The 11,822-nt window shown below is 60.6% G+C and carries 9 protein-coding genes; 3 read left to right on the forward strand and 6 right to left on the reverse strand.

The window, feature by feature from the left end; all coding sequences use genetic code 11:
• Positions 1-2: 2 nt before the first annotated feature.
• On the reverse strand, positions 3-1,673 hold the full coding sequence (locus tag FFS45_RS16125; RefSeq protein WP_249362805.1) for an ABC transporter substrate-binding protein: 1,671 nt from the start codon (positions 1,671-1,673) through the stop codon (positions 3-5).
• A gap of 393 nt (positions 1,674-2,066) precedes the next feature.
• On the opposite strand from FFS45_RS16125, the gene FFS45_RS16130 reads away from it, so the two are divergent.
• The 3 genes from FFS45_RS16130 to FFS45_RS16140 are packed head-to-tail and all read left to right on the forward strand — an operon-like array spanning position 2,067 to position 6,218.
• Positions 2,067-4,376, forward strand: a complete 2,310-nt coding sequence (locus tag FFS45_RS16130) for a TonB-dependent receptor (protein ID WP_137955644.1) — start codon at positions 2,067-2,069, stop codon at positions 4,374-4,376.
• A 4-nt stretch (positions 4,377-4,380) separates the two neighbouring features.
• A complete protein-coding gene (locus FFS45_RS16135) occupies positions 4,381-5,106 on the forward strand; it encodes an LLM class flavin-dependent oxidoreductase (RefSeq protein WP_249362816.1) in 726 nt (241 codons plus the stop codon).
• A complete protein-coding gene (locus tag FFS45_RS16140) occupies positions 5,103-6,218 on the forward strand; it encodes an LLM class flavin-dependent oxidoreductase (RefSeq protein WP_137955646.1) in 1,116 nt (371 codons plus the stop codon). The genes FFS45_RS16135 and FFS45_RS16140 overlap by 4 nt, the downstream gene beginning before the upstream one ends.
• Before the next feature lie 39 nt (positions 6,219-6,257).
• Here the strand turns inward: FFS45_RS16140 and FFS45_RS16145 are convergent, their stop codons facing one another.
• The 5 genes from FFS45_RS16145 to FFS45_RS16165 all read right to left on the reverse strand — a co-directional run bounded on the left by FFS45_RS16145 (position 6,258) and on the right by FFS45_RS16165 (position 11,626).
• The gene (locus tag FFS45_RS16145; RefSeq protein WP_249362806.1) at positions 6,258-7,355 is read right to left on the reverse strand and encodes a sigma-54 dependent transcriptional regulator; all 1,098 of its coding nucleotides are present in this window, start codon (positions 7,353-7,355) and stop codon (positions 6,258-6,260) included.
• A 145-nt stretch (positions 7,356-7,500) separates the two neighbouring features.
• Positions 7,501-8,601: an aminotransferase class V-fold PLP-dependent enzyme gene (locus FFS45_RS16150; RefSeq protein ID WP_137955647.1), complete on the reverse strand. Its 1,101-nt coding sequence runs from the start codon at positions 8,599-8,601 to the stop codon at positions 7,501-7,503.
• Positions 8,602-8,614: 13 nt separating this feature from the next.
• Positions 8,615-9,871 carry a Zn-dependent hydrolase gene (locus FFS45_RS16155; protein ID WP_283204756.1) on the reverse strand — a complete coding sequence of 419 codons (1,257 nt, stop codon included), beginning with the start codon at positions 9,869-9,871 and terminating at the stop codon, positions 8,615-8,617.
• A gap of 40 nt (positions 9,872-9,911) precedes the next feature.
• Entirely contained in the window at positions 9,912-10,439 is a 528-nt protein-coding gene (locus FFS45_RS16160) for an L-2-amino-thiazoline-4-carboxylic acid hydrolase (RefSeq protein WP_137955649.1), read from the reverse strand.
• Between the two features lie 17 nt (positions 10,440-10,456).
• Positions 10,457-11,626 (reverse strand): branched-chain amino acid ABC transporter substrate-binding protein, encoded by a 1,170-nt coding sequence (locus FFS45_RS16165; RefSeq protein ID WP_137955650.1) that lies wholly within the window; start codon positions 11,624-11,626, stop codon positions 10,457-10,459.
• Between the last annotated feature and the right edge of the window lie 196 nt (positions 11,627-11,822).

An 11,822-nucleotide genomic window follows, 5' to 3' on the forward strand; every position in this document is an offset into this window, starting at 1 on the left:
GGTTAGCCGATCCACGTGGTTTCGAGGCTGTCGTTCAGGCTGGTCGCGGTGCGCAAAAGGTTATGCACGTTGCTGCGATACAGCGTCGGATTGACCATTTCGAAGATGTTGGCAATCGCCGCATCGTTGGCGAGTTGCGTCTGGATTTGCGCGTAGATCTGCTTGCGCCTGGACGTATCGGTCGTTTGCGCCGCCGCGTCCCACAGCGCATCGACCTTGGGATTGTCGTAGCCTTCGGCGTTATTGAACGGGGAACCCTTCGATATGCCGTCGGCCCGATACAGCGGTGCAACGCCGAACTCCGGGTCGGCATTCTGAAACAGGAAATTGTAGCTGAGATCGAAATCCCAGTTCGCCACGTGCGAGTACCAACTGGCTGCGTCAGTGGTTTCCACACGTATCTTGAAGCCGACCTGGCTAAGCGCCTGTTGCGTATATTCGGCTACGCGCTCCCATGCCCCGCCCTTCTCGCCGTTGATCAGCGTCAGCGTAGTCTTGCCCACGTCGACACCCGATTGCCTGATCAACGCCCGGGCCCGATCCGGGTCATAGGGGAACTGCGGCGTGTTCGGATCATAGAACGGCGTGGTCGAAATAAACGAACTCGTCGCAACCTTGCCGTAGCCGAAGAAAATGTTGTCGACAATAAACTGCCGGTTCAAGGCGTGAAGCACCGCCTGCCTTACCAATGCGTTGTCGAACGGCGGCTTGCGCTGGTTAAGTTCAAGGAAGGCCATTCCGGAGAACAATTCCCAACCGCTCGTCGTGTAGCTGACACCGGGCAGCTTTGAGAGACGCTTTACATCGGCGTAGTCGACGTCGCCCGCACGCAGCGCATGGACGGTGTTCTGTTCAAACGCAATCGCTCGTGAGGATGCATCCGGAAGAATGTTGAAGACAATGCCGTCGAGATAAGGCAGGTCTTTTTTCCAGTAGCTTGGGTTACGTTCGAGCCGGATATAGGCGCCGTGCTTCCACTCCTTGAAGACGAACGGCCCGGTGCCGATCGGATGCTGGTTAGCGGGATTGCTACGCGGGTCTTTGCCTGCATACAGGTGGCGCGGGAGGATCGGCAACAGACCGCTTCCCAGCAGATCAAACAAGCCACCGTACGGCTTTTTCAGGCGAATTTCCACTTGCCCGGCGCTATTTGCCGTGATCGACTCAAAGTATCTGTCGACCGTCAGCTTCATGCGCGGCAATGCCTGCGGCGCAATTTCGTTCAAGGTGAACACCACGTCCTGCGCATCGAACGGCTGGCCGTCATGCCAGCGCACGTCCTTCTGCAAGGTGAAGACGTAATGCAGACCATCGGGCGATGCGGTCCAGCTGCTGGCAAGAACGGGAACGGGCTTTAGGTTGGTATCGAACGTCAACAGTCCCTGGAAAATCTTCCCACCGACGTATTGCGATGCCACGTGAGGGGTCAGCGCGTTGATGAGCGACGGCGGTTCAGGCTGTGCGATCAGCAGCAAGGTTCCGCCGCGCCGGGGCGGCAAGGCTGCGGCATCCGGCGTCGGGTTCGCTGCCGCCATGATAGGCCTCGCGTACTCGAGAGCCAGTGCGGCAGCGGCCGCCGCGATAAAGCGGCGGCGCTGCGGGGAGTTGGGTTCTGCGTCGAGGGCGTCTGCGAACTCGCGCGGCAACGTATCGGCTGGCAAAGCAGTGCTCATGAAAATCCTGAAGGAGGAAACCGGATCCCCATGAGCAAAAGCTGAGCCAACTAAGAATTCCCATGCTTTTCCTGCGTTTAAACCAATGCTCGCGCAATCCGGGCGCTGCTTTCCAAGCGATTTGCTGAAAAGGCAGCACACAGGGTCCGGCATGGCTCATTTGTTGGAAACTCAGCAGATCGGTTGCGCCGATGATCGTGAATCCAGCATCCCCCTCGCTCGCAATTCGAAAAATCCCCATGCCATCGGCCTCTACCGAATTGGCATAGCAGTTGCGTACGTTGCCCCCGCCTTCCTGCATGAGCCCGACGACAACAAACGAATCCGTGTCGTAAGTCGACGCGCAAAGGGCGAGTCTGGCCACTTAAAGCATATTGTTCCTCGGGGATCTTGATGAAACAGAAATTGTTGAGCGCGTCGATCGGCGCGTCTGCACTCCTGACGCTTCCGCTAGCAGCGCACGCGCAAACAAGTGCGCCGCCAGCAGCACAGCCAGAAACCGCCAGTGCTGCAACGGCCTCCGGCGCCTCGGGTTCGGCTGCGGAGAAACCCGTTGCGACGCTAAGAAGCGTCACCGTCACGGCGGAGCGGCGCAAACAGTCCGCGCAGGACGTTGGCGCTTCAATTTCCGTGCTCACAGCCCGGGACCTGCAGGATCAGAACGTCAACAACATCAACGATATCCAGCACGCGACCGCCAGCGTCGAGGTTGAACCCGCGTTCGGCGGCGGCCAGCCCCAGTTCCGGATTCGCGGTGTCGGCTTTATCGACTACAGCTCGAACAACTCCTCGACGGTGGGCGTCAATATTGACGACGTGGCTTACGCCTTGCCGATCCAGACGCAAGGCCAGATCTTTGACATCGACCGGGTGGAAGTGCTGCGCGGGCCGCAGGGCACGCTATATGGCCGCAATACCACGGGTGGCACGATCAATTTCATCACCAACAAGCCGACTAACGATTTCGAGGCCGGCATCACGACCGAGTACGGCTCGCACAACCTGTTCAATAACGAGGGCTATATTTCAGGGCCAATCAGCGACACACTGCGTGGACGCCTTGCCTTCGCGACGTCGGACTTCGGCGCATGGCAAACCAATCGTGCAACAGGGCAATCGCTGGGCAACAACGACACGGCAGCCGTGCGCGGAGAACTCGACTGGGACGCCACGCACGATCTGAAATTCCATCTGGAAGCGCATACGGGCTTCGACAAGTCGGACGACGAAGGCTTGTCCCTGATTGCGCCATACACGTCGCTGTCCGGAGGGGCCGGTCAGGTATTGATTCCGGCGGATACCAATTACACGGCCACGGGCTGGGGGCTGAGTCCGGCATTTGCCCACCTGATTGGGCTATCGCCCAATGCAAAACCCGGGCGTGACAACGACAGCAACGGGGTTAGCCTGACGGCGACGTACAGCCTGGGTCTCGTCCAGTTGACCAGCATCACTGCCTACAACTTCCTGCATCGGCGCGAATACGCCGACTGGGATGCCACCAGCTACAGCGCCTCGGACGAATACTTCAACGACACGGTCAATGAGTTCACGCAGGAATTCCGCGTGTCCTCCAATAATCCTCAATCGCGGCTGCACTGGGTAGCGGGTGCTTTCTATTCGCACGACAGCCTCGACTCGAAGTTTTACTCGGACTTCACCGACCGGCTGGGAATCATGGCGTTGACCTCGTATGATCAGCAGGTCAACACACTAGGCGTCTACGGCCAGGCGACGTATGACATCACGCCCCGTCTACACGGCATCTTCGGCATACGGCAGGAACATGAAGCACGCGACCTGACCGATTTCGAGTCCGGCTCGGTGACGGCGTCGTCCTTTACGCCGTTTTATAGTCCGGCCGCGCCGAATCAGTCGCTCACGTCGAATGGGACATCGGGAAAGGTGGGAGTCGAATACAACCTGCTTCCCACAACGCTGCTCTACGCGACGATTAGCCGGGGCTACAAGTCCGGCGGCTTCACGGCGCACAATACAACGGACTCCGACGCGCTTGCGCCATTCAAGCCGGAAACGCTGACTGCCTATGAAGCCGGCTTCAAGAGCGATCTAAGCAGGAGCTTGCGCTTCAATACGTCGGTCTTCCATTACGACTATCGCGATCAGCAGGTTTTGTCGGCGGTTTACGACAGCAACTCGCAATCGCTGATTGGGACCTTCGTCAACGCGCCTAAATCGGAAATCAACGGTTTCGAAAGCGAGCTCGAATGGGACCCCATTGCAGGGCTGACCATCTCCCAGTACGTCGGCTACAAGGAAGGGAAATACACCGCACCGTTCGTCACTTACGACACTCAGGCCTCGGCAGCGGCCGGCCACAATGTCTTTACGAATTACCAGGGAACGGCGCTCAGCTTTCCGCGCTTGAGTTACGGTGGTCAAGTATCCTATAACTGGCGCGAGAACGGATACCGCTTCCGCGCGGAAACGAACTACAGCTTCCACGATACTTATTCGCAATTGCTGTTGCTGGGCCCGGGCTATACGGTCGAGTCATACTGGCTTGTCAACGCCAGTGTCTCGGTGGCGCCACCGGGCGGACATTGGGACTTTACGTTCTGGGTGCACAATCTGTTCAATCGCGAGTACGACCTGACGAAGAACTTCTTCTTGCCTGGAGACAGCGTGGCGGCAGTAGGAGAGCCGAGAACGATTGGCCTGCGTATTTCATACAAGTTCTGATCTAGTGCTTTTGACACACACTCCACCGCACCTCATTTTGCGCCTTGCTGCCGCGAGTGATGGAGCTACGCTCACGATATCCGACCGGATCGGGCTTGCGCGAGCCGCGCAAGCCGCGGGAATCGACACGGTGCTGTTGCCGACGGGACGCGCAGAGCCTGACCCATGGATGCTCGCGGCCGCCCTGGCCGCCGAGATTCCCGATATCAACCTGATGGTGGGGCTGCGGGTAGGCTCGATGTTGCCTGTAGTGGCCGCGCATCTTGCGCAAAGTATGCAGTCGCTAAGCGCAGGCCGTTTGATATTGCAGATGGAGCTCGACGAGCCGGTCGATACCGGGCGCGATTATCTGAATCGTGCGCAGCGGCTCGAACGCTGCGCCGAGTTTCTGGCAATCTTTCGGGCGCTACGCCAAGGTGCTCCCCTGGAATTTCGTGGCACGTATTTCCAGGCCGAGAATGCAAAGCTTCCCGATCTGGCTGCATCGCTCCCCGCGGTCTACTGGCTGCCAAAGGCAGCGGACGAGTATGCGATAGCCAGCCGTCATTGCGATGGCCTGCTATTTCGCTGTTTCCCGCCAGTCGCCGTGCGGCGTCAGATTGCCGATGCCTGGCAGCGGCTCGTGGGAGCATTGCCGGACGAGCGTGAGTGCTTTTACTCAGTATCGAGCGAGAGCGCCGAAGCAAGTCCTCGCCCGGTACCGAACGGCGCCATACGAGGTAAACCGTGACAGTCGAATTCAACTGGTTTCTGCCCACCAATGGCGATGGTCCTCATCTGGCCAACAGCGGCTTGCCCCGTCCAGCCAATTTCATGCAGGACTACCGCGCCGCCACGCCCGCCTACCTGCGGCAGGTGGCAGTCTCGGCAGAGGCGGCGGGCTTCGACGGGTTGCTGGTGCCGACGGCTGCCGGTTTCGAGGACCCGTGGCTCGTCTCCGCCCTGCTGGCAGGCGCAACCCGGCGGATCCGCTTTCTCGTGACATTTCGTCCTGGACTCGAGCAGCCTGTCCATGTCGCCCGCAAAGCGGCAACCCTGTGGCAGCTATGCGATGGTCGTCTGCAGTTGTTCGCGGTGACGGGATCGAGTGCTTACGAGCAACGCGCAGTCGGCGACTTTCTCGATCACGACGAGCGCTATCGCCGGACCGGAGAGTTCCTGCGCGTATTGAAGCGCCTCTGGCTTGGACCCGGTCAGAGCTTCGCCGGCGAGCACTATACGCTGAACCCCAATCACCCGGGTGTACCGCTCGATACACCGCCTTTGCTGCATGTGGGCGGGGCGTCGGCGTTGGCGGAGCAGGTGGCCTCAAGCCAGGCGGACTCGTATCTTCTATGGGGCGAGCCGCCTGACATGGTGCGGGAAAGAATCAACCGGATGCGCGCATTGGCGGCCGTACTCGGGCGCCAGATTCGCTTCGGCTTGCGGGTTCACGTGATTGCGCGGGAAACCGAATGCGAAGCCTGGGAGCGCGCCGATCAGTTGCTAGGCGAAGTCTCCGATCAAACGCTTGCCGACGCGCAGCGGCAACTGGCCTCGTATGAGTCGGTTGGACAACGCCGTCAAACCGAACTGAGCCAACGCATCGCGCCTACCGGGCGATCCATGCGCAGGCTGGAGGTTTATCCGAATGTTTGGGCCGGCGTGGGTCTTATCCGCGGAGGAGCGGCGACAGCCCTGGTCGGCAGTTACGATCAGGTCGCGACCCGTCTTGATGAATATCGCCAGCTTGGTATCAGTACATTCTTGCTGTCGTCGTACCCGAATCTCGAGGAATCGACCCGTGTCGGCGAGCATGTTTTGCCACGGGTCCGGAACCTGGCGCGCGGCGCGCGAGGCTAGAGACAGGCAACAAGACTCGCCACAAAGGAACGAAGCGTCTTAGTCGGTTTCGTCCAAAGCAGATTCGGCACGGTTCTCCTGAAGCAGGCCGTGTCGAACCAGCAACGTGCGCACGGTGTTGCGCGTGACGCCCAGCAGTTGAGCCGTTCGTACCTGACTGAAGCGGCAAAAAGCATACGCCTCGCAAACCACGAGTTCTTCAATGTCGCGCAGCAGGTTTTCGCCAGGGGAGCGGAACAGCCGCAGTACGCCAGCCTTGATGGCTGCCTGAGGGGGGCCTTCGCCTATGTCGGATGGTTTCGCGTAGCCCGCCAACGCTTCGGAGAACTGCAGATGTTCCGGGCGTATCAGGTTGCCGGTCGACACCAGCAAGGCGAGATGGATGACATTTTCGAGTTCCCGGATATTGCCGGGCCATGGATACGCCTGCAGCGCCTGCACCGTCGCCTCGGACAGCATAGGCTGCGGCCGTTTCAACTGGGTGCAGTAGCGGTTGAGAAAGTAATCGGCTAACAGCAGGAGATCCTGCGGCCTTTCGCGCAACGGCGGCAACCTCAGCCTGACAAGACTGATCCGGTAGAACAGGTCCATGCGGAAATTGCCTGCGAGTACCGCGCGTTCGAGATCGACATTGGTTGCGGCGACCACGCGAACGTCCACGGGCTTTGCGCGGTTGGTCCCCACACGGGTTACCTCGCCCTCCTGCAGCACACGCAACAGCTTTGCCTGCAGCTCTGGCGCGAGATCGCCGATTTCGTCCAGGAATAGCGTGCCGCCGTTCGCCTCTTCGAAGTACCCTGTGCGCCGGCTGTGCGCACCGGTGAACGCGCCCACTTCGTGGCCGAACAGTTCACTCTCTGCCAGTTGCGGATTGATGGCGCTGCAGTTGATGGCGATGAACGCTCCGCTGCGGCCGCTGACATGATGGATATGGCGAGCCACGAGCTCCTTGCCCGTTCCGGTTTCACCGAGAATCAGTACCGGCGCGGAACTCGGCGCTACCTGCTCGATGACGCGCAGAATCTCGACCGATGCGGGGTCGACAAAGACCAGTGCCTTGGCGCGAATAGAAGTAGCGCTATTCTCGCTGTCCGGCAGCGAGATCAGGCGCGGGGATTCTGGCTGACTGCCCATCATGGGGTTGGCAAAGCTTATCGATAATCGATATCGGGTACGGGAGCGTTGATGGTAATCAAGTCAAATACGGTTACGAAGAAATAATTGCTAACTTGCTTTCTTCAGAATCCGCGATAACTATTCCTCGCCTTGTGAATTGGCGATATCAGCGGGCGTATGCGTGCGCCACGGCTCGTTGGGCGGCGTCGAGATCGACCGCGCGCCCCAACTGCTCGAGCGCCTTGCCATAAGCGAGAACATTCGCCAGAACCGTGTCTGGCGTCGCGCGCAGACCGGTGTGATTGAGACGCACCATTTGCCCCGAGACGTCGCCGAAGCCGGGCGTGAGTTCGCTGCCATGACGCAACGCGTGCCCGATCAGTTCACGTCCGTCGATACCGGCCGGTATGGGCGCTGACGTGACGAGCGCCGAAGCAGCGTCCTCGCGCTCGATCCACGGCGCTACACCGAGCGAGCGCAGCGCAGCCCGGGTCGCGCGTGCCGCCAGTTGATGACGGGCGATCACACGCTCTATCCCCTCCGCTTCAATACGGTCGAGCGCCGCTTCGAGCGCCCAGAATTCCAGTGCTGAAGGCGTGCCCGGTAACGCGGCGCGCCCGCGTTCCAGCCAATCTTGCTTGAGCGCCGCAAGAGAAAGGCTCGACGGCGCGAAGTCCGGCGTCGATTCAATATGGGCCCAGGCGCGCTTGCCGAGCACCACCGCCGACACGCCCGCCGGGCCGGCAAGCGCCTTTTGCGGGCCGATCACCGTGATATCGATACCAAGCCCATCGATATCGATCGCGTGACCGCCAACCGACGCAACAGCATCCACCGCAAAAAGCGCGTTACGCGATTGGGCCAGCGCTGCCAGTTCCGCGAGTGGGTTCAATACACCGCTCGAAGACTCAGCGTGAACCGCGGCGACGATATCGACCTGCGCCAGCGTGTCGAGACAGCCGGACACGGCAGAGAGCGTCACCGGTTGTCCGGCTTCGGCGACCACGTCGTAAACGGTTGCGCCGCCCCGCCGTAGCCACGTGCCGAACCACGTGCCATAGGGGCTCGTCACGACATTGACGGCTACGGCCCCCGGCCGCGCAATGCTCGCGGCAACGGCTTCGAGCGCGAGTATCGCTTCTGCCTGGACAAACACGACGTCAGCCGATGTACCCAGCATCCGCTTGATGCGATCGGCGAGCAACGCGTAACCCGTGTCGGGATAGCGGGGAACATCGAGCAGCAAGTGCGGATTGAACTCTGGCATCGCGTAAGCTCCATCAGACTAGGACGCCGGCGTGTCCGGCACTCTGCAGCACGGCATGCAACAGTACGTTCGCTCCCGACTCGGCCCAATCCGGCGTAATGGCTTCGGCCTCGTTGTGGCTAAGCCCATCCACACAGGGAATAAAGATCATCCCTGTGGGGACAATGCGCGCAAGATGACAGGCATCGTGTCCGGCGCCGGACACGATATCGGCATGAGGAAGCTCGAGCATCGCCGCCGCGCGCCGCACGGAGTCGACACATACCGGTGCGAACTTCACCGGAGCGTACTCGAAAATCTGCTCAAGCTGTTTTTCCAGTCCGGCTTCGGCGGCAACGCGAGCGACTTCGTCGCGCAGCGCCGCATCCATCCGGTCCAGAACGGCAGCATCCGGATGACGGAACTCAACGGTGAAAAAGCACTCGCCTGGCACCGTATTGCGTGAATTGGGCCGCACCTCGATCATGCCGACGGTTGCGCGTCCGTGCGGCGCATGACGACGCCCGAGGGACTCCACAAAGGAAATCACCCGCGCCGCGCCGGCCAGCGCATCCCGCCGCAGTTCCATAGGCGTGGTGCCGGCGTGGGCATCGGTACCCTTGAGCGTCGCTTCGTACCAGCGTTGACCCTGCCCGCCCGTCACCACACCAATCGTGCGACCGTCGCGCTCCAGGATCGCACCCTGCTCGATGTGCAGCTCATAGGCCGCGTGCACCCGCATACCGCCGACAGCCTCTGCCCCGTCGTAGCCGATGCTCCGGAGCGCGTCGGCGATAGTCGTGCCGGACGCATCCACACGCGACAATCCGTATTCGAGCGGATAGGCGCCTGAAAATACGCCCGAACCGATCATGGCCGGTGCAAACCGCGAACCCTCCTCGTTGGTCCAGACGACCACGTCGATGGGGTGCTCCGTGACAACTTGCGCATCATTCAGGGTTCGCACAACCTCAAGCGCACCGAGTACGCCGTATATCCCGTCGTACCGTCCGCCGGTGGGCTGCGAATCGGCATGCGAGCCGACCAGTACCGGTGCGGCATCAGGATCGCGGCCCGCCCGGCGGGCAAAAATATTACCCATCCTGTCGACGCGCACTGTGCATCCTGCCGCTCGTGCCCATTCGACAAACAGGTCACGCGACTGGCGATCCAGTTCAGTCAGCGCAAGCCGGCACACACCGCCCTTAGGGGTGGCGCCGATTTGAGCCATACGTTCAAGTGAATCCCACAGTCTCGCGCCATTTGTCCTTAACGCATCGATAGCGTCGATAGCGTTGGTCGTGCTGGTGACGCTGATGGCGCTGATGGCATTACTCACGCGATTCGTCTCCCTCCGCCCTGTCCGCGAGGCGATATCGAAAGTCGCAGCGGGCGCCACCCTGCATGATCGTCGTGGTCCGGGTAAGATGAATTCGCGGATCATAGCCCGCGATGAAATGACTGTCCCGCGCGCAACTCAGCAGGTGGCCGATCTCGCCCAGCCCCATCGCGTGGTACATCTCGGCATAAGCGCAGCGCTTGACGTCGTAGTCGTAATGTCCGGCGTCCACACGCAGTACGTCGACATCGAGCGCATCGTCCTTTTCCCACAGAACCTGCAACGCCACGAACGATGCCACACTGGTGCCGTCCTGCTCCTGTGCTGCGAACTGCCTACCGGTTTCCACAGCCGCACCGCGTATCGCTTCGCCAATCACCGCCTGCGCTCGCTCAATGCCGAAATCGCGCTTGAGAATTTCGTAGATCGGCTTGATGATCTCTGCTTCAATCCGGCGTTGCGCCAGGATGCCCAGCCGATCAGAAGGCACCCCGGATGATTGTGGCCACTCGTCGCTCATCGCAACCTCCCTTCTGTTCATTTCGCCGCGGTCTGCTCGGTGCCGCCCAGCAAATCGACCACGGCCCACTTGCCGTCACGTACCTGATAGATAGTGTAGGCAGGGTCCTTCAGATTGCCTTCGCTATCGAATGCGATCGTGCCCGTCACACCGGGACGGCTGATCGAATGCAGCGCCGTCACGAGCTTCGCCGGGTCGGTAGAATCCGCTTGCTGGGTGGCCGCAATCAGCGTCGCGGCGGCATCGTAAGCGAATGGGGCGTACAGTTCGATCGGTTCATGATAACGGGCACGGTATTGCGCATCGAACGCTCGCCCGCCCGGCATGCCGAGAAGCGGCCGCCCCGGGTCCAGCGCGGTCACGCCGTCCCCGTCAGCGCCTGCCAGCTTCAAAAAGGTCTGGCTGACAAATCCGCCAGCTCCCAGCAAGGTTGCCTGAATCTGCAACTGATGCATGCGACGCGCGAGCGGCGCGGCCTCCACATCCACCCCACCGAGAAAGATCAGGTCAGGGTGCTTCGACTTGATTTCGGTGAGCACGCCGCTGAAGTCGGTCGTCTTGTCGTCGATGTACTGGTGATCCACGACCGATCCACCGTTGCTTTCCACGCCCTTGATGAACTGCGTCGCGAGACCCGAACCGAACGAGGTACGGTCGTCGATCACCGCGATGCGTTTCGCTTTCAGCGTCTTGACCGCATATGCACCGGTATAGGCGCCACCGATATCGTCGTGGCCGATGATCCGGAACGCCGTGTTGTAGCCTTGCTGCGTGTATTGATGGCCGGTCGAAACCGGTGCGATCTGCGGAATGCCCGCATCGTGATAGACACGGGACGCAGGCAGACTGCATCCGGTATTCCAGTGACCGACCACCCCAACCACGTGCTGATCCACGAGTTGCTGCGCAACCGTCACCGCGGCGCGCGGGTCCGCCTGGTCATCGACGGAGACCAGCTTGTAAATGACGGGCTTGCCGTCGATCACCGGATGTTTCCGGTTGGCATCATCAAGCGCGAGCTGCGCACCGTTCTGCAGATCCTTGCCGGTCCGGGCCGACGGACCCGTGAGCGGTCCGGCCAGCCCAATCAGCACGACCTGCTCGTTCTGCGCGTGGGCGATACCCGTCAGGCCAAGTGACGAAACGGCCGCAAGCGCGACCATCAGCGGGGAGACAATCTTTTTCATGTACGAAGTCGCAGGAAAAGCCGCGTTTGTGGGATGGATAAGGGTGGCGAAAAGATGAGAAATATTAGGCAGTTGCCAATCAGGCGTCCAAATATCCAATTGTTGAATGCTTATGCCGGACGAATGTGTTTCGCCATAACCCCTTAATCCAAGGGCCTCACCGGGAGCCACCCGAACTTTCCATTCTTCGATAAAA

This window comes from Burkholderia sp. 4M9327F10 (assembly GCF_005503145.1).
Lineage (GTDB): Bacteria > Pseudomonadota > Gammaproteobacteria > Burkholderiales > Burkholderiaceae > Paraburkholderia.

Excerpts from the sequence above, each read along its gene's own strand:
- FFS45_RS16125 (WP_249362805.1), bottom strand. The coding sequence starts at position 1,673 with ATGAGCACTGCTTTGCCAGCCGATACGTTGCCGCGCGAGTTCGCAGAC.
- FFS45_RS16130 (WP_137955644.1), top strand. The coding sequence starts at position 2,067 with ATGAAACAGAAATTGTTGAGCGCGTCGATCGGCGCGTCTGCACTCCTG.
- FFS45_RS16145 (WP_249362806.1), bottom strand. The coding sequence starts at position 7,355 with ATGATGGGCAGTCAGCCAGAATCCCCGCGCCTGATCTCGCTGCCGGAC.
- FFS45_RS16160 (WP_137955649.1), bottom strand. The coding sequence starts at position 10,439 with ATGAGCGACGAGTGGCCACAATCATCCGGGGTGCCTTCTGATCGGCTG.
- FFS45_RS16165 (WP_137955650.1), bottom strand. The coding sequence starts at position 11,626 with ATGAAAAAGATTGTCTCCCCGCTGATGGTCGCGCTTGCGGCCGTTTCG.
- FFS45_RS16150 (WP_137955647.1), bottom strand. The coding sequence starts at position 8,601 with ATGCCAGAGTTCAATCCGCACTTGCTGCTCGATGTTCCCCGCTATCCC.